The organism is Embleya australiensis (assembly GCF_051903075.1).
Lineage (GTDB): Bacteria > Actinomycetota > Actinomycetes > Streptomycetales > Streptomycetaceae > Embleya.
Genome location: NZ_CP182422.1, coordinates 807,799 through 829,065, shown reverse-complemented (window position 1 = coordinate 829,065; position 21,267 = coordinate 807,799). Strand labels below are relative to the sequence as shown.

Here is a 21,267-nt window from a genome sequence, read left to right as displayed (position 1 = left end):
GAAGTCCCTCGCGTTGTCCCGCACTCCCTCGCCCGCCCCGCCACACCGTTGAGTACGGCCCGCGACTCCGCCCCTGGGAGGAGATCGCCCCACCGCTCCTCCCAGGGGACGAGACCGAGGCCCCAGGGGGTCAAAACCCCCGGCCGGGGGCCCTACCGTAAGAGACGTGCGCGCCGTGACCCCCGACCCGGACACCCCCGCCGGGACCTCAGACCGACCCGCCCCGAGCGATCTCGCGCCCCGGGTCGTGCGACCACGCGCCGGCCTCGCCGACATCGTCCACGAACTCGGCCGCGACGCGCAGCAACCCTGGCCGCGCCCCACCGTGCTCGACCTGGCCCTGGTCGTCCTGCTGTCGGTCTTCGCCGTCGGCGGCCTGTACTTTCGCGAACTCGGCCTGCGCGACGTGCGCGACCCCGACGTGTGGGGCGTACTGCTCGCCCTGCTGACCGCCGTGCCGCTGCTGTGGCGCGGCGCGCACTCGCTGCGCGTGCTCGTCGCCGTCAGCGCCGCCGGACTGCTCCTCGCCGGCGCCCACTACGAGTCCGCGGGCGCCGGCATCGGCCAGATCGTCGCCCTGTACGCCGTCGCCGTCGGCCGCTCCCGCGTGCCCGCCGCCATCGCGCTCGGCTTCACCGAGAGCGCCACCGTCGTCTGGCTCGCGCTCCGCGACAGCGACATCGTCTTCCTCGACGTGGTGGCCAACCTCGCCGCGATCTTCGCCGTCTGGGCCTTCGCCCGCAGCGTCGGCTTCCGCCGCGCCTACACCGCCGAACTCGAGGCCCGCGCCGACCGCCTGGAACGCACCCGCGAAGCCGACACCCGCGCCGCGATCGCCGAGGAACGCGGCCGCATCGCCCGCGAACTGCACGACGTCGTCGCCCACCACGTGTCGGTGATGACCGTGCAGGCCTCCGCCGCGCAACGCATGGTCGCGCGCAACCCCGACCGGGCCAAGGAGGCGATGGCCGCCGTCGAACAGACCGGCCGCGGCGCCCTCGTCGAGATGCGCCGCCTCGTCGGCATCCTGCGCGACACCACCGACGCCGTCGGCGGCCCCAACGAGGGACACAACGCCCCCCAACCCGGCCTGGACCAACTCGACACCCTCGTCACCCAGGTCCGCGAAGCCGGCCTGCCCGTCGAACTGTCCCTGGAGGGCGCCCCCTGCGCCCTGCCGCCCGGCATCGACCTCGCCGCCTACCGGATCGTCCAGGAAGCCCTCACGAACACGCTCAAGCACGCCGGCCCCGCCGAGGCCCGGGTGCTGCTGCGCTACAGCCGCACCGAACTCCTGGTCCGCGTCGCCGACGACGGCCGCGGCGGCAGCACCGCGCCCACCGGCGAACGCACCGGACACGGCCTGCTCGGCATGCGTGAGAGGGTCTCCCTCTACGGTGGACGCCTGTACGCGGGACCCCGCGCCCAGGACGGCTTCGAAGTCCTGGCCCGCATCCCCCTGGCCGCCACGAACCCCACCGACACCGCCGGCCCGCCGGACGGTGTCGCCCCCGACCGACTGGAGCAGACCCGCCCATGACGATCCGCGTCATCCTGGTCGACGATCAGCCGCTGCTGCGCACCGGCTTCCGGATGATCCTGGAGGCCGAGCCCGACATCGCCGTCGTCGGCGAGGCCGCCGACGGCGAACAGGCCGTCGAACAGGTCCGCGCCCTACAGCCCGACGTGGTGCTGATGGACATCCGCATGCCCCGGATGGACGGCGTCGAGGCCACCCGCCGGATCGCCGGATCGGGCCGCGACGGGGAAAACGCCGCCCGCGTCCTCGTGCTCACCACGTTCGACCTCGACGAATACGTCGTCGAGGCGCTGCGCGCGGGCGCCAGCGGCTTCCTGCTCAAGGACGTGCCCGCCGACGACCTCGTCGCCGCCATCCGGGTCATCGCCGAGGGCGAGGCGCTGCTCGCGCCCAGCATCACCCGGCGCCTGCTCGACATGTACGCCGCCCGGCTGCCCTCCGCCGAGGACCCCACCCCCGACACGCTCGCGATGCTCACCGAGCGCGAGGTCGAGGTGCTGCGCCTGGTCGCGCGCGGGATGTCCAACGCGGAGATCGCCGCCGAGCTGTACGTCAGCGAGACCACCGTCAAGACGCACGTCGGCCACGTGCTGACCAAACTCGGCCTGCGCGACCGGGTTCAGGCCGCCGTCTACGCCTACGAGAGCGGCCTGGTGCGCCCCGGCGCCATCTGAGCCTGCCGAACCGCGCCCGACGGGCCCGCTACGGGGCCGGCACCACCGGCAGCGGATACACCGGGGGTGTGCCACCGAACTCGGGGCACACCTCCCGGTGGTCGCACCACCCGCACAACTTCGACTTCCGCGGCAGCCACTCGCCCGTGCGCGTGGCCAGGTCGATCGCCTCCCACAGCGCGCGCAGCTTGCGCTCGACCGCGAGCAGCTCGCCCTCGTCCGGGTCGTAGGTGATCACGTCGCCGCTGCCCAGATACACCAGCTGCAACCGGCGCGGCACCCGGCCGTGCTGACGCCACAACACCAGGGCGTAGAACTTCATCTGGAACAGCGGCTTGTCCTGGAACATCGGCGACGGTGCCTTGCCCGTCTTGTAGTCCACCACCCGCAGATCGCCCGCCGGCGCCACATCCAGCCGGTCCACCACCCCGCGCAACACCAGGCCGTCCTCCAGCGTGGTCTGCACGTAGAGCTCGCGCCGGGCGGGCTCCAGGCGGTTCGGATCCTCCAGCGTGAAGTAGCGCTCCACCAGCTTGTCGGCGTCGGCCAGCCACGCACCCAGACCCGCGACGTCCTCGCCGAACAACTCGGCCAGCTCCGGCCGCTCGGCCAACAACGCGTCCCACGCCGGCCGCACCATCGCCACCGCCCGCTCGGGCGTGCGCTGCCCGCTCGGCAGGTCGAACAGCCGCTCCAGGACGGTGTGCACCACCGTGCCGCGCGTGGCCGCCGCGCTCGGCTTCTCCGGCAGTTTGTCGATCACCCGCAGCCGATACAGCAGCGGGCACTGCATGAAGTCGGCCGCCCGCGACGGCGACAGCGACACCGGCGGCCGCGACTCCCGCGCACCGGCCTGGGCGGGTACCGCGACACTCGGCGCGGCGGCGGGATCGACATCGGCCGACGCGACGCCGGCGGCTTCGGAGGAGCTGGCACTCATGCCGCACACCCTATGCGCGCACGGCGACACCCTGTGCGCCCGCGCGGATCGAAGGCCCTGTCCATCGCGACTACCAGTCAGTAGAGTCCGGCTCCGCGAGGCGCGATACCGGCCCGCGAGTCCCACGCACGCCCTCCCCGTCCCCCACCCCTCGTCACGACGGAGGCCCCATGCGCGTCCCCACCCGCACCCGACTGCTCGGCGCCGCCACACTCGCCGGCGGCCTGCTCCTGGCCGGCCTGCCCGGCCCCGCGTACGCGCAGGGCGGGCAGCACGGCCGCGGACCCGACAAGATCACCGTCGGCGACCGCACCTTCATCGCCGACGAGCACGGGCGGGCCACCCAGTGGCGCGGCTTCAACATCGGCGACAAGGCGCACCGCGGCGCGCAGGCGTTCAAGGACGTCACCGAGAACCAGTTCCGCGAACTGTCCTCGCGCGGCTTCAACCTCGCCCGGGTGCTGTTCTTCTGGGACGACCTGGAACCGCGCCCGGGCCGCTACGACCGCGACTACCTCGCCCGCGTCGGCCGCATCCTCGACTGGGCCGAGAAGTACCACGTCAAGGTGATCCTCGACGCGCACCAGGACGTCTACGGGCCCTACTTCTCCGACCACCGCGGCAACCCCGAGTGGACCACCCGCGACGAGGGCCTGCCGTACGAGCCGGTACCCGGCGACTGGTTCGCCGAGTACTACACGCCCGGCGTCCAGGCCGCGTTCGACCACCTGTACGAGGACCGCGACCTGCGGCGCGCGCAGGCGGCCATGTGGACCAGGGTCGCCGCCACGTTCGGCCGGCACCCCGCGGTGCTCGGCTACGACCTGATGAACGAGCCGATGGGCCGCTTTCGCGACGGCGAGGACATCCCCGCCGCCGCCGCCCGGCTCGAATCGACCCAGATCACCGACACGTGGAACCGGCTCACCGACGCCATCCGCCTCGTCGACCGCCGCAACTGGATCTTCGTCGAACCCACCCCGATCGTCGGCCTCGGCGTACCCACCGCGCTCGGCCCGATCAGCGACGACAAGGTCGCCTACGCCCCGCACTTCTACGAGACCGCCATGGAGACCGGCGCCGACTACGACCCGGCCGGCGGCTTCATCGAGAACTACGAGGCCGCGATCACCGCCTACCCCAAGGCGAACAAACTCCCGCTGATCGTGGGGGAGTGGGGCCCGCCCGACCAGTCGCTGCCCAACATCCCGCTGTTCTACCGGCGCATGACCGCCGCCATGGACCGCTTCGGCACCGGCTGGGCCGGCTGGCAATGGTGCAACGGCGGCGGCTACTGCACCTTCGACGCCGACGGCCGCATGAAGCCCAACAACAAACTCCTGATCCAGCCCTACGCCCGCGCCGTGGCCGGAAACCCGGAGTCGTACACCTACGACATCGACACCCGCACCTACACCCTGACCTTCACCACCCGCCGGGGCGCCGATGCCCCCACGGAGATCACCCTCCCAAAGGACGTATACGCCGAACCCCCGACGATCCGCGTCACCGGGCCGGGACGGTCCCGGGTGGATACCCATGGCACCGTCGCCCGCGTCGACACCTCGACGGCGGGGCGGTACACGGTGACGGTCACGCCCGGGCGCTGAGCCGCGGCAGACAGGGTGCGGGGGCGGCGCGGGGTGGGTCGTGGCGCATGCAGCGGACCGCACGTCCGCTACGCGGCCGAGGGACAGCCCAATCAGCCCCCGCGCCCACTACGCGGCCGGGAACAGCCCAATCAGCCCGGCCGGCGTTTGAGGCCAAAAAGGGTCCGCCATTACCCGTCGCAACCTCGGCGCGCGTCGTAAGCAGCGCCCCCAGCCCGGTTGGGTGCGGCCCGATCAGCCCGGCCGGCGTTTGAGGCCAAAAAGGGTCCGCGATCGCCTGTCGCAACTTTGACCCGTGCCGCGAGCAGCACCCCCGGCCCGGTGGGAACAGCCCGATCAGCCCGGCCGGCGTTTGAGGCCAAAAAGGCCCGCGAACACCCGCCGCAACCTCGACACGCGCCGCAAGCAACAACCCCCAGCCCGGCCGGCGCATGAGGCCAAGCAGCCCGGGCCGGCACCTGAGGCCGAAAGCCCGCACTCAACCCCGCATCATGGCCAAAAACGCATGCTCCACATCCGTCCGAGCCAGCACCCCGTACACCCGCCCATCCGGCTCCACGACCAGATACTCACTCGCGGGAGCGCCCCGCATCGCCACCAACAACTCCTCACCCGCCAAATCCGCCGGCACCCGCATCCCCTCCGCCAGATCCCGCGCCAACGCCCCCACCTCCACCCACGGCCGACGATGCTCCGGCGTCGCCAACACCGCCGCCTCCCGCACCAGCGCGACCGGATCCCCGCCCCCGTCCACCACGACCAGCCCCCGCGCCCCCTCCTCGTGCGCCCGCCGCAGCGCCTCCGCCAACGGCACGCTCGCCGCCACCGGAATCGCCCGCCGCGTCAGCACCCGCACCCGCAACTGCGGCAACCGCTCGCGCAACCGCTCCGCCCGCAACGACTGGACCGCCCCCGCCCACATGAAACCGGCCACCAACGCGCCGAAGATCATCGTGTACGTGCGCTCGCCCGCATCCGCCCCCAACGACCACGCCACCGCGGCCACCAACACCACCACCGCCAGCACCCGACCGGCCCACGACGCCGCGATCGTGCCCGCCAACGGCCGCCCGCTGACCCGCCACACCACCGCCCGCAACATCCGGCCACCGTCCAACGGCAACCCCGGCAGCAGATTGAACGCCGCCACCAGCAGATTGGACACCGCCAACAACGCGATCATCCGCCCCGGCAACGTATCCACGTGCAACGCCAGGCCGATCAGCCAAAACCCGCCACCCAGCACCAACGACAACACCGGACCCGCCGCCGACACCAGGAACTCGTGCCGCGCCGTCTCCGGCTTGTCGATCTCCGACACCCCGCCCAGGAACTGGATGGTGATCCGCCGCACCGGCAGACCCAGCCGCAGCGCCGTCACCGCGTGCGCCAACTCGTGCACCAGCACCGACACGTACAACAACACCGCGAAGCCGAACGACAACACGAACCGCCACGGCCCCAGGTCCGGGAACAGACTCTCGAACGTCGGCGCGAACAACACGGTGATCACCGCCGCGATCACGAACCATGTCGGCGCCACATAGACCGGCACCCCGAACGGGCGCCCCATGAGCAGGCCACGCCTCGGCTCCCGGCGCGGAGCCTCGTCCTGCCGCACCCGGCGTCCCTGCGGCCTGCTCGAATCAGTCACGGTCAAGATGCTATGCAACCGAGCCCCGGTTCGACCCCCATGGGCCCCGGACCCACGCGTCGGAGCGTCGCCGCCGACCGACTAGGCTGACCCCCATGTCCGAACCGACCGGTACCGCGCGCAGGCGCGGACCCTTCCAGGTCGGGGACCAGGTTCAGCTGACCGATCCCAAGGGCCGCCACCACACCTTCACCCTCGAAGCGGGCAAGGCGTTCCACACCCACAAGGGCTCGTTTCAACACGACGCGCTGATCGGCGCCCCCGAAGGAACCGTCGTACGGTCCACCGGGAACACCGACTACCTCGCGCTGCGACCTCTGCTCCCCGACTTCGTCCTGTCCATGCCCCGCGGCGCCGCGGTGATCTACCCCAAGGACGCCGGCCAGATCCTCGCGATGGCCGACATCTTCGCCGGCGCCCGCGTCGTCGAGGCCGGCGTCGGCTCCGGAGCGCTGAGCACCTTCCTGCTCCGCGCCATCGGCGACAGCGGGCAGCTCGCCTCCTACGAACGCCGACAGGACTTCGCGGACATCGCCCGCAAGAACGTCGAACGCTACTTCGGCGCCCCCCACCCCGCGTGGAAGCTGACCGTCGGCGATCTCCAGGACAACCTCGTCGAAACCGGCGTCGACCGCGTCATCCTCGACATGCTCGCGCCCTGGGAATGCCTCGACGCGGTCTACAAGGCGCTCGCCCCCGGCGGCCTGGTGTGCTGCTACGTGGCCACCACCACGCAGCTCTCGCGCACCGTGGAGACCATGCGGGTGATGAACTGCTTCACCGAACCGCAGCCGTTCGAGTCGATGGTGCGCTCCTGGCACGTCGAGGGTCTCGCGGTGCGCCCCGACCACCGGATGATCGGACACACCGGCTTCCTGGTCACCGCCCGCCGGCTGGCCGACGGGGTGGAACCGCCGCTGCGCCGGCGCCGCCCGTCCAAGGGCTCCTACGGCGACGACTACGCCGGCCCCGGCGCGGAGGCGGGCGACGCGGCGGCGTCCTGACCCACCGTCAGCGATGCGTCGAACCGCCGGTAATGGTTGAGACAAGGCGGGCCGGAACCCCTGTACCGGGGCCCGGCCCGCCGCCTATCGTCATCCACCGTGGCGGACGATCACTCTGAGAACCGGCCCGTGCGCGGCGACAGTCCCCGCGGGCTCGCGACCACCGACGGACCACCCGAGACCACGGTCCCCCCGCACCGCGAGATACCCGACGTACGCAACGGCATCGCCTTTGCCGCTGCCGGCATCGTGTTCCTGTTCATCGTCATGACCGGCCTGGTCATCTGGGCCGCCGCATCCCTCGACGGCGGCATACCCGGCGTCACCGCACCGGCCCGAGGCCGCCCCAACCAACAGGACCCCCCGGCCGCGCCGCGCACCCTCGAACCCACCCACGCCGGCGGCACCACCACCGAGCAGGGGCGAAAACCGGCCGGCCCACCCACCGAGACCGTGCAGGCCGCACCGCTCGCGGGCAGCCGCCGACCCGCCGGCGGCCCCGGCGCCGCCGAACTCGCCGGGCTCGCCCTCCCACTCGACTGCCCCGGCGTCGGCACCCGCGTCCACAGCGTGCTCACCGACCCCGACGGGCCCACCGTGGTCCGCGTCACCTGCGCCGCCGGCTCCGGCAGCCCGCCCACCGCGCTGCTCGCCTACGCCTGGGACGCCGGCGCGCCGCGCCTGGTGGCCACCCTCCTCGGCACCGACGAGGGCCTGCTGGTCGACGACCTCACCCGCACCGGCGACACGATCACCGCACATGCGCAGGGCTGGTCCACGCCCGGCATTCCGCGCTGCTGCCCCGACACGAGCACGACACTGCGCTGGCGACTGACTCCACTCGGTGCCCAACGGATCTGACGCGTCGCCAGACACGAGACCACAAAGCGGAATTCAGGAGGCTTCCGGCCCGAATACCTCGACTCCGTCGGAAACGCGACGCATATGGATGCATTCCCCCGGACACTTGCGTGTGGCGTCGATCACGTCCACGAGCAGCGGCGCGGGCACCGGAACCACCGCGCCCGGCTCGGTGCGCAGCTCGTCGTCCGCGCCCTTGACGTACGCCAGCCCGTCGATGTCCAGCTCGAAGACCTCCCGCGCGTACTGGACGCAGATGCCGTCCCCGGTGCAGAGATCCTGATCGATCCAGACCTCGAGGGGTTCGTTTTCCGCGGACATGCGGCCTCTCTCTTCACCGATTCGTACCGACACGCGACCAACAGACCCTACTCGCGCCTGCTTCCCGACGCGGTCGGGTGGGTATCTGATCCTCACAAGCGTGGGGGCAATCGCACGGGTGAAGATCGGACACGCCCGGACAGTCTTGCTGATCAAGGGGTTTCAACCCCTCCTGCCATAGGTAGGGTCGGAGACGTCGCAGCTCCCAGGAGGAGGTGAGGGCCGTGGCAGTCCACGACGACGACATGAACCGTGGTGGGAGGCCGGCTCGGGGTACGGACGACCTCGTAAGCCAGGTTTCTTTTCTAGAGCAGGAAGTCGCCGTCCTGCGTCGCAAGCTCGCCGACTCACCGCGCCAGAGCCGTTTGCTCGAGGAGCGGGTCGTCGATCTTCAGACGTCCTTGGCCGGCATGACCACACAAAACGAGCGACTGGTCGCGACCTTGCGAGAGGCCCGCGATCAGATCGTGGCCCTCAAGGAGGAAGTGGACAGACTCGCCCAACCCCCCTCGGGGTTCGGCGTGTTCCTACAGGCCAACGAGGACGGCACGGCCGACATCTTCACCGGCGGGCGCAAGCTGCGCGTGAACGTCAGCCCCAACATCGAGCCCGACGAACTCCGGCGTGGCCAAGAGGTCATGCTCAACGAGGCCATGAACGTCGTCGACGCCATGGAGTACGAGCTGATCGGCGACGTCGTGATGCTCAAGGAACTCCTCGAGGACGGCGAACGCGCCCTGGTCATCGGGCACACCGACGAGGAGCGCGTGGTGCGCCTCGCCGAGCCGCTGCTCGACGCCCCGCTGCGCGCGGGCGACTCGCTCCTGCTCGACTCCCGCTCGGGATACGTGTACGAACGGGTGCCCAAGAGCGAGGTCGAGGAACTGGTCCTCGAAGAGGTCCCGGACATCGACTACACCAAGATCGGCGGTCTGCGGAACCAGATCGAGATGATCCGCGACGCGGTGGAACTGCCCTACCTCCACCCCGACCTGTTCAAGGAACACGAGCTGCGCCCGCCCAAGGGCATCCTGCTCTACGGTCCGCCCGGCTGCGGCAAGACGCTGATCGCCAAGGCCGTGGCCAACTCCCTCGCGAAGAAGGTCGCCGAGGCCCAGGGCAACGAACAGGGCAAGAGCTACTTCCTCAACATCAAGGGCCCCGAACTCCTCAACAAGTACGTCGGCGAGACCGAGCGGCACATCCGCCTGGTCTTCCAGCGGGCCCGCGAGAAGGCCAGCGAGGGCACCCCCGTCATCGTCTTCTTCGACGAGATGGACTCGCTCTTCCGCACCCGCGGCTCGGGCGTCAGCTCGGACGTGGAGAACACCATCGTCCCCCAGCTGCTGTCCGAGATCGACGGCGTGGAGGGCCTGGAGAACGTCATCGTCATCGGCGCCTCCAACCGCGAGGACATGATCGACCCGGCCATCCTGCGCCCGGGCCGACTCGACGTGAAGATCAAGATCGAACGTCCGGACGCCGAGGCGGCCAAGGACATCTTCGCGAAGTACCTCAAGGTCTCGCTGCCGCTGCACGACGACGACCTGGCCGAACACGACGGCAACCGCGACTCCACGGTCACCGGGATGATCCAGGTCGCGGTGGAGCGGATGTACTCGGAGAACGAGGAGAACCGCTTCCTGGAGGTCACCTACGCCAACGGTGACAAGGAGACCCTGTACTTCAAGGACTTCAACTCCGGCGCGATGATCGAGAACATCGTGGGCCGCGCGAAGAAGATGGCGATCAAGGACTTCCTGGAGCACCGCCAAAAGGGCATCCGGGTGGCCCACCTGCTCGCCGCGTGCGTCGACGAGTTCAAGGAGAACGAGGACCTGCCCAACACCACCAACCCCGACGACTGGGCCCGGATCTCCGGCAAGAAGGGCGAGCGGATCGTCTACATCCGCACCCTGGTCTCGGGCAAGCAGGGCGACGAGGCCGGGCGCTCCATCGACACGGTGGCCAACACCGGTCAGTACCTCTGATCCCCATCGAGCATCGATTGACCACCGCCGCCGCGACCCGTGTTCCGGTCGAACACGGGTCGCGGCGCCGTGCCGGCACGACACTTCCGCACAGGGCAATAGTTCCGGCCGTATCCCCAAGGCAATCCAACGGCAATAGGCTCGGCAGCATGACCAGGGTGTACCCCGACCACGGAGAGTGTGGAACGGGTACCGGCCGGGTGAGGGACGAGGGGGTCGCATGACCGTCCGGCGTGTGATGGGCATCGAAACCGAGTACGGAATCTCCGTACCCGGACATCCGAACGCCAACGCGATGTTGACGTCTTCCCAGATCGTGAACGCGTACGCCGCAGCGATGCAGCGGGCCCGCCGGGCCCGCTGGGACTTCGAGGAGGAGAATCCGCTGCGCGACGCGCGCGGGTTCGACTTGGCGCGCGAGCTGGCCGACTCGAGCCAGCTGACCGACGAGGACGTTGGTCTGGCCAACGTGATCCTGACCAACGGCGCTCGGCTCTACGTCGACCACGCCCACCCGGAGTACAGCGCGCCCGAGACCACCAACCCGCGCGACGCGGTGATCTGGGACAAGGCCGGCGAGCGGATCATGGCCGAGGCCGCACGGCGGGCCGGCGAGCTGCCCGGCGGGCAGCAGATCCTGCTCTACAAGAACAACACCGACAACAAGGGCGCGTCCTACGGCACCCATGAGAACTACCTCATGCAGCGCGCCACGCCGTTCGCCGACATCGTCCGGCACCTGACCCCGTTCTTCGTCTCCCGGCAGGTGATCTGCGGCGCGGGCCGGGTGGGCATCGGCCAGGACGGCTCCACGCACGGCTTCCAGATCAGCCAGCGCGCGGACTACTTCGAGGTCGAAGTCGGCCTGGAGACCACACTCAAGCGGCCGATCATCAACACCCGCGACGAACCGCACGCGGACGCGGAGAAGTACCGGCGCCTGCACGTGATCATCGGCGACGCCAACCTGTCCGAGGTGTCCACCTACCTCAAGCTCGGCACCACCGCGCTGGTCCTGTCGATGATCGAGGACCGCTTCCTGGGCAACGACCTGACCGTCGACCAGCCGGTGCGCACGCTGCACGAGGTGTCCCACGACCCGACCCTCAAGCAGCTGATCACGCTGCGCAGCGGCCGGAAGCTGACCGCGATCCAGCTCCAGCTCGAATACCTCGAGCTGGCCCGGAAGTATGTCGAGAACCGGTTCGGCAAGGACGTCGACGCCGACACCACGGACGTGCTCGACCGCTGGGAGTCGGTGCTCGCCCGCCTGGAGACCGATCCGATGTCGCTGGCGCGCGAGCTGGACTGGGTGGCCAAGCTCCAACTCCTGGAGGGCTACCGGCAGCGGGACGCCCTCGACTGGGACGCGCCGAGGCTGCATCTGGTCGACCTCCAGTACGCCGACGTACGGCCCGACAAGGGGCTGTACAACAAGCTGGAGGACCGCTTCGAGCGGATCGCCGGCGAGGCCGAGGTGCAGCGCGCGGTGCATCTGCCGCCGGAGGACACCAGGGCCTACTTCCGCGGCCGGTGTCTGGAGCAGTACGCCGACGAGGTCGCGGCGGCCTCGTGGGACTCGGTGATCTTCGACGTCGCCGGTCACGACTCGCTCCAGCGAGTGCCCACCCTGGAGCCGCTGCGCGGGACGAAGGCCCACGTGAAGGACCTGCTCGACCGCTGCCGCACCGCCGAGGATCTGGTCCGCGCGCTCACGGGTGGGTGACCTCGCCCGTTCGCGGGAACAAAGCGAACGGACGGATAAATCGTGTTCCGGAACACCGGGCATCCGACACTCGTTGGCACTTACACCCCCGATCCTTCGGGATCGGGGGTGTGGATCCTCCGGGGAATGGATAAGCACCGGTTCAAGGAAATGATCTCAAGGTGGGGTGAGTGACATGGCCACTAAGGACAGCGGCGGTCAACAGCGCGCGACAAAGCGCTCGGAAGAGGTCGAGGAGACCACCGCCGAGGCCCAGTCGGACGTGCAGGAACGGCACGAAAAGTTGACGGACGACGTCGACGCGGTATTGGACGAAATTGACGAGGTGCTAGAGGAGAATGCCGAGGAATTTGTGCGCGGGTTTGTGCAGAAAGGTGGGGAATAGCATCAAATGTCCGATTTGAAATCGGGCAAGGAATGCCCTGATTGCAAGGCGTGGAAGCCTGCTCAGGATTTCAGGCGCAGCGCGGGAAATCCTGACGGGCTTTCATGGTATTGCCGTGAGTGTTTCCGCAGGCGGGATGCAGACTCGTACCGTGCCCGACGGGAGCGGGCCGGGTTCAAGGTGCGGCCCAAAATCGACGTGCCGGACGGGCATAAGCGCTGTCCGAAATGCGAAGAGATCAAACCGCATTCCGAATGGCATAAAAGCGCCCGGCAGTGGGATGGTTTGGCGGCGGCTTGTAAAGCCTGTCGCAAAATTGAGGGTCGTGTCGGGCATCTCAAGCGCAAGTACGGCATGACCGAGGCCGATTATCGGGTCATGCTCGCCGACCAAATGGGCGTATGTCCGATCTGTCAGTCGACCAGGCCCGAGCACGTCGATCATGATCACGAAACCGGTAGGGTCCGAGCCGTACTCTGCTTCAACTGCAATGCCGCACTGGGCATGTTCAAGGATCGACCCGACGCGTTGCGCCGGGCCGCAACCTATGTGGAAGGGATCGTGTGGAAGCCAACACTCGTGGCACCGGGCGTCTACCGGCTGCCTTCCTGACCCCCGGGTCGTCCTCGTTCGCCGAATTCCTCGACGCGTATCGGCCCGAGCTGTTGCCCGCGCGTAGGACGCCGCCGCTGCAGCCCGTGACGATCGAGGCGCCGCACGGTACGACGATCGTGACCGCGACGTTCGACGGCGGCGTGGTGATGGCCGGCGACCGGCGGGCCACGATGGGGAACCTGATCGCACAGCGGGACATCGAGAAGGTGTTCCCGGCCGACGAGTACTCGGTCGTGGGCATCGCCGGCACCGCCGGGCTCGCGGTCGAGATGGTCCGGCTGTTCCAGGTCGAACTGGAGCACTACGAGAAGATCGAGGGCACCACGCTCTCGCTGGAGGGCAAGGCCAACCGGCTGTCGCAGATGATCCGCGGCAACCTCGGCATGGCCATGCAGGGCCTCGCGGTGGTTCCGCTGTTCGCCGGCTTCGACGTGGACGGCGGGGTAGGACGGATCTTCAGCTACGACGTCACCGGCGGCCGGTCGGAGGAGCACGGCTTCCACGCGGTCGGTTCGGGCTCGTTGTTCGCCCGAGGCGCGCTGAAGAAGCTCTACCGCTCCGGCCTGGACGCCGACGGCGTCGTGCAGGTGTGCATCCAGGCGCTCTACGACGCGGCCGACGACGACTCCGCCACCGGTGGTCCCGACCTGACCCGACGGATCTACCCGGTGGTCACCCTGGTGACCGAGGACGGTATCCAGCGGCTCTCCTCCGACGAGGTCGGTGCCATCGTCCGGACCGTGGTGAACGCCCGCATGGACGCCCCCGACGGCCCGACCGCCCCGCTGACCTGACGTCGATGTCGACGACCCCACCAGCCGACCCTTCGAGACCGGCTTCGACGAAAAGGACTCCACGGTGACGACGCCCTTCTATGTGTCGCCGCAGCAGGCCATGGCGGACCGGGCCGACTATGCCCGCAAGGGCATCGCCCGGGGCCGCAGCGTGGTCGTGCTGACCTACGCGGACGGCATCCTGTTCGTGGCGGAGAACTACTCTCGCGCCCTGCACAAGATCAGTGAGATCTACGACCGCATCGCGTTCGCCGCGGTGGGCAAGTACAACGAGTTCGAGAACCTGCGGATCGGCGGCGTGCGCTACGCCGACATCCGCGGCTACTCGTACGCGCGCAACGACGTCACCGCCCGCGGCCTGGCGAACGTGTACGCGCAGACGCTGGGCACGATCTTCTCCAGCGGGGGGGAGAAGCCCTACGAGGTGGAGCTGATCGTCGCCGAGGTGGGCGCCGCGCCCGAGGACGACCAGATCTATCGGCTCACCTACGACGGTTCGGTCGCCGACGAGCACAACTACGTGGCGATGGGCGGCAACGTCGAGCAGATCACCGACCAGCTCAAGCGCCGGCACAGCGAGGGGCTGTCGCTGGAGGACGCGCTCAAGGTGGCGGTCGACGCCCTCTCGCGTGACGGTGTCGGCGAGAAGCGCTCCATCACGGCCTCGCAGCTGGAGGTCGCGACGCTGGATCGCACCAGGCCGCAGCAGCGCAAGTTCAAGCGTCTGGTGGGCGGTCAGCTGACCCGTCTGCTCGGCGAGGCCGAGCCGACCGGCGAGGCGGCGGAGGAGGGGGCGGCCGAGGCCGCGCCGGAGACCGCTCCCGAGGCCGGCGAGGAGTAGTTCCGCAGGTTTTTTTGCTCCCGGGCGCCCCGTCCGCCCGGATCCCGTCACAGGGCCCGTACACCGCCTCGGTGTGCGGGCCCTGACGCGTGTGGGCGGCGCCGGCGGGGTCAGGCCGGTGTCGGGGGCGCGGTGGAGCCGCGGATCACCAATTCGCCGGGCAGGACCACGTCGGGGCCCGCGTCGCCGGTGTCGAGCAGGTCGAGCAGTGCGCTCATGCCGCGGGCGCCCAGTTCGACGGCGGGCAGCCGGAAGGTGGTCAGTTCGGGCTCGACCACGCGCGCGTAGCGCATGTCGTCGAAGCCGGTGACGGACAGGTCGTCGGGCACGCGCAGGCCCAGTGTGCGGGCGGCCTTGTAGGCGCCGGCCGCCTGGAGGTCGTCGTCGCACACCAGCACGGTGGGGCGGGCGGGCCCGGAGAGCAGGCTCAGCGCCGCCTCGCGCCCGCCGTCCAGGGTCAGCGGGGCGCACGCCTCGGCGACCACCTCGGCGGGGCCGAGCGCGGAGCGAAAGGCCGCGTCGCGGGCCTCGAACGTCCAGGTCCGCACGGTGGAGCGCAGCCGGGCCGCGCGCCGGTGGCCGAGCCCGACCACGTGCCGCGCGATCGTGCGCATGCCCTCGGCGACGTCGTGGTTGACCGTCGGCAGGCCGTGTCCGGGTTCGCTGTCGAGCATGACCAGGGGCAGGTGGCCGGTACCGGGTCCGGCGGAGCGCAGCACGTCGAGCGGTTCGGCGGCCATCGAGGAGGCGAGCACGCCGTCGATGGCGGCCGGGGAGAAGGCGTTGGGGGCCAGGTCGGCGCCGTCGAGGGTGGGGTAGACGACGACGCCGAAGTCGCGTTCGGCCGCCACCCGGGCGGCGCCGCTGTGCACGGCGCCGAAGAACGGCGAGGTGAGCACCGGTACGACGAGCATCACCGTGCGGGTGCGGCCCAGGCGCAGCGACCGCGCCGAGGTGTTGGGCCGGTAGTCGAGGGCCGCGGCCGCGTCGCGCACGGTCTCGACGGTGGCGGGGGAGACCCGGCCGCGCCATTTGCCGGCGAGGACGAGGGACACGGTGGACTGCGACACGCCGGCGTTTCGGGCGACGTCCTTGCTGGTCGGGCGACCGGCGGGGGGCGGGGGCGACGGCACGGTGACCTCGGGCGGCGGAGTCGGGGCGGGGTGGCGGGGCGGGTCCAGCCTAGAACGCGCTTGCCATGCGGCCGACCGGGCGGGCACAGTGATACGGGATAGTCATACGTATGACTTCGGGATGAGCGGACGTGCCGGGCGCGGCACGGGAGGGCGGTATCCGCGGATGCGGACCTATCTGGAGCTGCTGCGCGTGCCCTATGCGGGGCGGCTGCTCGGCGGGACGCTGTTCGGGCGACTGCCCAACGGCATGGGTGCGTTGGCGGTGCTGCTGCTGGTGCGCGCGGACGGCGGCGGCTACGGCCTGGCGGGCGCGTTGTCCGCGGTGTACGGGCTGGCCGGTGCGGCGGGGCAGCCGGTGCTCGGGCGGTGGATGGACCGGCGCGGGCAGACCGGGGTGCTGATCGGTTCGGCGACAGTGTCCACGCTGGCCTACGCGGTGTTCGCGCTGGTGGGCGCCCATCCGCTCCCGGTGGCGGTGGCGGCGGTGCTGGTGGCGGGCTTCACCACGCCGCCGCTGGAGGCCGGGTTGCGGGCGTTGTGGCCCTCGGTGCTCACCCCCGAGCGGGTGCAGGCCGCCTACGCGCTGGACGCCGCCGCCCAGGAGGTGCTGTTCACCGTGGGGCCGCTGATCGTGGTGGTCGTGGTCCAGCTGGGCTCGGCGCAGCTGGCCGTGCTGCTGACCGGTTTGGTCGGCGTCGCGGGCACGCTGATCGTGGCCACCTCGCACCCGTCGAGGGTCTGGCGCGGCGAGCCGCATACGCCGCACTGGGCCGGGGCGCTGCGCTCGCCCGGTCTGCGCGTGGTGCTGCCGGCCTTCACGCTGGCCGGGGTCGCGCTGGGCGTGTTGAGCGTGGCCGCGGTGGCGTACGCCGACCGCGAGGGCTCGGACGCGCTGTCGGGGGTGTTCCTGGCGGCGATGTCGTTCGGCGCGCTCCTGGGTGGTCTCGTGCACGGGGTACGGGCCTGGCGTACCCCGCCGGCGCGCCGGTTGTTGTGGTTCATGGGGTGGCTGACGGTGTGTTACCTGCCGCTGATCGTGGTGCCTGGGCCGTGGCTGATGATGCCGCTCGCGGTGTTGTCGGGGGTGTTCCTGGCGCCGGCGATCGCGTGCGTGTTCACGCTGATCGACGAGTTGGCGCCGCGCGGCACGGTGACGGAGGCGTTCGCGTGGCTGGTGGCCGCGATGGGCGCGGGCGCGGCGCTGGGCATGGCGCTGGCCGGCTGGGCCGGCGAAGTGGCCGGCGCGCGGGGTGCGTTCGCGGTCGCGGGGGTCGGCGCGGGGCTCGGATTGCTGGTATTGCTGGCCGGTCGGGGCCGGCTGATCCCAAACGTGATCCAGCTTGTGAAAACCACCGACGCGGAGTTGTCCCGGAACGGCTCGTCGTCGGCGTAATGTTGCAGCATGGACCGCCGCATCTTCGGGCTGGAGAACGAGTACGGCGTCACCTGTACGTTCCGGGGGCAGCGCAGGCTCTCCCCGGACGAGGTGGCGCGGTACCTCTTCCGCCGAGTCGTTTCGTGGGGCCGAAGCAGCAATGTCTTCCTACGCAATGGGGCCCGGCTGTATCTGGACGTGGGCAGCCACCCCGAATACGCGACGCCCGAGTGCGACTCGGTGCCGGAACTTGTCGTGCACGACAAGGCCGGTGAGCGCATTCTCGAGGGTCTTCTCGTCGACGCCGAACGGCGGCTGCACGAAGAGGGCATCGCGGGTGACGTGTATCTCTTCAAGAACAACACCGATTCCGCCGGCAACTCCTACGGTTGCCACGAGAACTATTGTGTGGCGCGGCATGGGGAATTCTCCCGGCTCGCCGACGTGCTCATCCCGTTCCTGGTGACCCGTCAGATGTTGTGCGGCGCGGGCAAGGTGCTCCAGACGCCGCGCGGTGCGGTGTACTGCGTGAGTCAGCGCGCCGAACACATTTGGGAGGGCGTCAGTTCCGCCACGACCCGTTCCCGTCCGATAATCAACACGCGCGACGAACCGCATGCCGACGCCGAGCGCTATCGGCGGCTGCATGTGATCGTCGGCGACTCCAACATGGCCGAGCCCACCACGCTGCTCAAGGTCGGCTCGACCGACCTGGTGTTGCGGATGATCGAGGCCGGGATCGTCATGCGCGATCTGACCCTGGAGAACCCGATCCGGGCGATCCGCGAGGTCAGCCACGACATGACCGGCTCGCGCAAGGTGCGGCTGGCCAACGGCCGCGAGGCCAGCGCGTTGGACATCCAGCGCGAATACCTGACCAAGGCGCAGGAGTTCGCCGATCGCCGGGGCATCCGCACCGGCACGGTCGAGAAGGTGCTCGATCTGTGGGAGCGCACCCTCGAGGCGATCGACTCCGGCAATCTCGATCTGGTCGGGCGCGAGATCGACTGGGTGATCAAGTATCAGCTGATCGAGCGTTACCGGGCCAAGCACAATCTGCCCATGTCCTCGCCGCGGGTGGCGCAGATAGACCTCGCCTACCACGACATCCACCGGCGCCGAGGGCTCTACTACCTGATGGAGCGACGCGGACAGGTCGACCGGATCGGCAACGACCTGAAGATCTTCGAGGCGAAATCGCTGCCGCCGCAGACCACTCGGGCGCGGCTGCGCGGCGAGTTCATCAAGAAGGCCCAGGAGCAGCGGCGCGACTTCACCGTCGACTGGGTGCACCTCAAGCTCAACGACCAGGCGCAGCGCACCGTGCTGTGCAAGGACCCCTTCCGGTCGGTGGACGACCGTGTGGAGAAGTTGATCGCCAGCATGTGAGCCGGGCGTCTCGACCCGCGCCGGCCGGCATGTGAGACGAGGCCGCCGCCCACCCCCTCCCGCGTCGGGAGTCGGGTGGGCGGCCGGCATGCTTGATCGATGGTCGATACACCTGCATGGGACATCGCTCCGCCCGTCTTCGAGCTCGACGGGGTGGACGTGTGGGCGCACGGGCCCGCCGGGCGCACCGACATGCTCGTCGGCGTGGACTGGACGGTCCGCGAGGGCGAGCGCTGGGCGCTGCTGGGGCACAACGGCGCGGGCAAGAGCACGATCCTGGCGTTGGCGGGCGCGTTGCGTTTTCCGGGCAACGGCGCGGTGACGGTGCTGGGCAAGCGGCTCGGCAAGGTCGACGTGCGCGAGGTCCGGGCGCAGGTGGGCGCGGTCAACGCGGCGCTGCGGGTGCCCGAATACCTGACGGTGACCGACTATGTGCTCACCGGCGCGAGCGGCACGGTGCAGCCGCTGTACGGCAAGTACGGGCCGGCCGAACACGCCCGGGCGGCGGAGTTGATCGCGCTGCTCGGCCTGGAGCGGTTGGCGCGGCGCGAGATCGCGGTGTGTTCGCAGGGCGAGCGCGGCCGGGCCCGGATCGCCCGGGCGTTGATGCCCGATCCGAGGCTGCTGCTGCTGGACGAGCCGGCGAACGCGCTGGATCTGCCCAGCCGTGAGGAGCTGCTCGAGGCGATCGACTCGCTGACGCGCGAATATCCGCGGTTGACCCTGGTGATCGTGACGCACCACCTGGAGGAGTTGCCCACCGCGGTGTCCCACGCGCTGTTGCTGCGGCGCGGCGCGACGGTGGCCGCGGGGCCGGTGCGCGAGGTGATGACCGACGCCAACCTCAGCGAGTGTTTCGGGATTCCGCTGACGGTGCGCGCCGAGGACGGGCGCTGGGCGGCGCGGCTGCGCCGGCCGGGTCGTGAAGTGGCCTGAACGCGATTGTCGTCTTCACGTCGCCCTCACATCGGGACCCCATAGAGTGTCCCGGTCCTTGTCCATCTCAGCAGAGGAACATCGTGCGCCGTCTCGCTGCGCTCCTTCTGGTCCCCGCACTGGCCTTCACCGCGGTCGCGTGTGGCGATGACGACGGAGGAAAAACCGTTACACCCATCGTGACCGGTGCCTTCGGGCAGAAGCCGGACATCAAGATCCCCAAGGGGAAGTCCGGCGACAAGACGACGACCAAGATTCTCATCGAGGGCACCGGCGATGTGATCAAGAAGGACGATTACGTCGTCGCGGACACCGTCGGCAAGAACTGGGACGGCACGGACGCGGGCAACTCGTACGACACCAAGACCCCCGAGGTCTTCCAGGCGGGCAGCGCGGAGCTCCTGAAGGAGATCGGGCAGGGGATAATCGGCAAGAAGGTCGGCACCCGGATGCTCGTGGTGGTCCCGGCCAAGGTCACCCAGGAAAAGCAGGCCGTCGTGCTGATGCTGGACCTGAAGTCGACCAAGACGGTCGACACCAAGGCCGAGGCCAAGGGCGCCGCGGTGACCCCGCCGGCCGGTCTGCCGGTGGCGAAGGTCGAGTCGGGCAAGGCCGCGGAGATCTCCATCCCGCCGGGTACCGCCGCGCCGACCAAGCTGGTCGTGCAGCCGCTGATCGAGGGCACCGGCCCGGTGGTCCAAAAGGGCCAGACGCTGGTGGCGCAGTACACCGGCGCGCTCTTCGACAAGGGCACCAAGTTCGACTCGTCGTGGGACCACGGCGGCGCGACCGCGTTCAAGATCGGTGTCGGCCAGGTCGTGCCCGGGTGGGACGAGGGTCTGGTGGGCCAGAAGGTCGGCAGCCGCCTCCTCCTGGTGCTGCCCGCGGACAAGGGCTACGGCGCCGAGGGCAAGCCGCCGACCATCCCGGCCAACTCGACGCTGGTGTTCGTCGTGGACATCGTCGACGCGCTGGGCGGTACGGCCGCCTGACGGCCGGAGTGGTGGGCGTACCGGGCGGGTCGCCCGGTACGTTGGACGCGCATTCAGTACTCGAACGGATACGGATACCGCTGTGAGCGAGCTTACGAAGCCCGAGATCGACTTCCCCGAGGGCGGGGTGCCCGCCGACCTGGAGATCACCGAGATCTGGGAGGGCGACGGTGCGGAGGCCCGGGCGGGCCAGGACGTCAGCGTGCACTATGTCGGCGTGTCGTTCTCCTCTGGCGAGGAGTTCGACGCGTCCTGGAACCGCAACCGGCCGCTGGACTTCCGGCTCGGGATCGGTCAGGTCATCGAGGGCTGGGACCGCGGCGTGCAGGGGATGAAGGTCGGGGGTCGGCGCAAGCTGGTCATTCCGGCGCACCTGGCGTACGGGGACCGCGGATCGCCGGGGGCGATCGCGCCCGGGGAGACGCTGATCTTCGTGGTGGACCTGTTGAACGTGCGCTAGCCGCACTCGGCGACGGCCCCGGT

Annotated in this window: 20 protein-coding genes; 16 read left to right on the top strand and 4 right to left on the bottom strand. The window is 70.0% G+C overall.

Going from position 1 to position 21,267, the window contains the following annotated elements; all coding sequences use genetic code 11:
* Positions 1-166 precede the first annotated feature (166 nt).
* Entirely contained in the window at positions 167-1,540 is a 1,374-nt protein-coding gene (locus tag ACMXN5_RS03470) for a histidine kinase (RefSeq protein ID WP_439673919.1), read from the top strand.
* The gene (locus ACMXN5_RS03465; protein ID WP_078978583.1) at positions 1,537-2,214 is read left to right on the top strand and encodes a response regulator; all 678 of its coding nucleotides are present in this window, start codon (positions 1,537-1,539) and stop codon (positions 2,212-2,214) included. The genes ACMXN5_RS03470 and ACMXN5_RS03465 overlap by 4 nt, the downstream gene beginning before the upstream one ends.
* Positions 2,215-2,242: 28 nt before the next feature.
* Here the strand turns inward: ACMXN5_RS03465 and ACMXN5_RS03460 are convergent, their stop codons facing one another.
* On the bottom strand, positions 2,243-3,154 hold the full coding sequence (locus ACMXN5_RS03460) for a RecB family exonuclease (protein WP_439673918.1): 912 nt from the start codon (positions 3,152-3,154) through the stop codon (positions 2,243-2,245).
* 170 nt (positions 3,155-3,324) lie between these two features.
* On the opposite strand from ACMXN5_RS03460, the gene ACMXN5_RS03455 reads away from it, so the two are divergent.
* Positions 3,325-4,764 carry a cellulase family glycosylhydrolase gene (locus ACMXN5_RS03455; RefSeq protein WP_439673917.1) on the top strand — a complete coding sequence of 480 codons (1,440 nt, stop codon included), beginning with the start codon at positions 3,325-3,327 and terminating at the stop codon, positions 4,762-4,764.
* A 478-nt stretch (positions 4,765-5,242) separates the two neighbouring features.
* Here ACMXN5_RS03455 and ACMXN5_RS03450 read toward each other — a convergent pair whose 3' ends face one another.
* Positions 5,243-6,385, bottom strand: coding sequence for a site-2 protease family protein (locus tag ACMXN5_RS03450; protein WP_395787054.1), 1,143 nt, complete (start codon positions 6,383-6,385; stop codon positions 5,243-5,245).
* 128 nt (positions 6,386-6,513) lie between these two features.
* Here ACMXN5_RS03450 and ACMXN5_RS03445 point away from each other — a divergent pair, with 128 nt between their 5' ends.
* Together ACMXN5_RS03445 and ACMXN5_RS03440 are read left to right on the top strand one after the other, a co-directional pair.
* Positions 6,514-7,422: a tRNA (adenine-N1)-methyltransferase gene (locus ACMXN5_RS03445; RefSeq protein ID WP_439673916.1), complete on the top strand. Its 909-nt coding sequence runs from the start codon at positions 6,514-6,516 to the stop codon at positions 7,420-7,422.
* 99 nt (positions 7,423-7,521) lie between these two features.
* The gene (locus tag ACMXN5_RS03440; RefSeq protein ID WP_439673915.1) at positions 7,522-8,283 is read left to right on the top strand and encodes a hypothetical protein; all 762 of its coding nucleotides are present in this window, start codon (positions 7,522-7,524) and stop codon (positions 8,281-8,283) included.
* Between the two features lie 33 nt (positions 8,284-8,316).
* Here the strand turns inward: ACMXN5_RS03440 and ACMXN5_RS03435 are convergent, their stop codons facing one another.
* A complete protein-coding gene (locus ACMXN5_RS03435; protein ID WP_078978591.1) occupies positions 8,317-8,604 on the bottom strand; it encodes a ferredoxin in 288 nt (95 codons plus the stop codon).
* Between the two features lie 224 nt (positions 8,605-8,828).
* Between ACMXN5_RS03435 and arc the strand changes: the two genes are divergently transcribed.
* From arc to prcA, 6 genes are all read left to right on the top strand, one after another.
* Positions 8,829-10,595 (top strand): proteasome ATPase, encoded by a 1,767-nt coding sequence (arc, locus tag ACMXN5_RS03430; protein ID WP_078978592.1) that lies wholly within the window; start codon positions 8,829-8,831, stop codon positions 10,593-10,595.
* Positions 10,596-10,815: 220 nt separating this feature from the next.
* Positions 10,816-12,321, top strand: coding sequence for a depupylase/deamidase Dop (gene dop / locus ACMXN5_RS03425; RefSeq protein WP_078978593.1), 1,506 nt, complete (start codon positions 10,816-10,818; stop codon positions 12,319-12,321).
* Positions 12,322-12,496: 175 nt separating this feature from the next.
* The gene (locus ACMXN5_RS03420; protein ID WP_078978594.1) at positions 12,497-12,706 is read left to right on the top strand and encodes a ubiquitin-like protein Pup; all 210 of its coding nucleotides are present in this window, start codon (positions 12,497-12,499) and stop codon (positions 12,704-12,706) included.
* A 6-nt stretch (positions 12,707-12,712) separates the two neighbouring features.
* Complete coding sequence (locus tag ACMXN5_RS03415; RefSeq protein WP_439673914.1) at positions 12,713-13,318, top strand: endonuclease VII domain-containing protein; 606 nt, start codon at positions 12,713-12,715, stop codon at positions 13,316-13,318.
* Positions 13,270-14,115 (top strand): proteasome subunit beta, encoded by an 846-nt coding sequence (gene prcB / locus ACMXN5_RS03410; RefSeq protein WP_395786733.1) that lies wholly within the window; start codon positions 13,270-13,272, stop codon positions 14,113-14,115. The genes ACMXN5_RS03415 and prcB overlap by 49 nt, the downstream gene beginning before the upstream one ends.
* A 64-nt stretch (positions 14,116-14,179) precedes the next feature.
* Positions 14,180-14,956, top strand: coding sequence for a proteasome subunit alpha (gene prcA, locus ACMXN5_RS03405; RefSeq protein WP_439673913.1), 777 nt, complete (start codon positions 14,180-14,182; stop codon positions 14,954-14,956).
* 110 nt (positions 14,957-15,066) lie between these two features.
* Here prcA and ACMXN5_RS03400 read toward each other — a convergent pair whose 3' ends face one another.
* Positions 15,067-16,089, bottom strand: a complete 1,023-nt coding sequence (locus ACMXN5_RS03400) for a LacI family DNA-binding transcriptional regulator (protein ID WP_439673912.1) — start codon at positions 16,087-16,089, stop codon at positions 15,067-15,069.
* 121 nt (positions 16,090-16,210) lie between these two features.
* Between ACMXN5_RS03400 and ACMXN5_RS03395 the strand changes: the two genes are divergently transcribed.
* The 5 genes from ACMXN5_RS03395 (at position 16,211) to ACMXN5_RS03375 (ending at position 21,244) form a co-directional block, all read left to right on the top strand.
* Positions 16,211-17,485 carry an MFS transporter gene (locus ACMXN5_RS03395; protein WP_439673911.1) on the top strand — a complete coding sequence of 425 codons (1,275 nt, stop codon included), beginning with the start codon at positions 16,211-16,213 and terminating at the stop codon, positions 17,483-17,485.
* Between the two features lie 9 nt (positions 17,486-17,494).
* A complete protein-coding gene (gene pafA / locus ACMXN5_RS03390; RefSeq protein WP_078978599.1) occupies positions 17,495-18,856 on the top strand; it encodes a Pup--protein ligase in 1,362 nt (453 codons plus the stop codon).
* 99 nt (positions 18,857-18,955) lie between these two features.
* Complete coding sequence (locus ACMXN5_RS03385) at positions 18,956-19,792, top strand: ABC transporter ATP-binding protein (protein ID WP_246126500.1); 837 nt, start codon at positions 18,956-18,958, stop codon at positions 19,790-19,792.
* Positions 19,793-19,875: 83 nt separating this feature from the next.
* Complete coding sequence (locus tag ACMXN5_RS03380; RefSeq protein WP_439673910.1) at positions 19,876-20,784, top strand: FKBP-type peptidyl-prolyl cis-trans isomerase; 909 nt, start codon at positions 19,876-19,878, stop codon at positions 20,782-20,784.
* Positions 20,785-20,866: 82 nt separating this feature from the next.
* Entirely contained in the window at positions 20,867-21,244 is a 378-nt protein-coding gene (locus ACMXN5_RS03375; RefSeq protein ID WP_439673909.1) for an FKBP-type peptidyl-prolyl cis-trans isomerase, read from the top strand.
* The last annotated feature ends 23 nt before the right edge of the window (positions 21,245-21,267 follow it).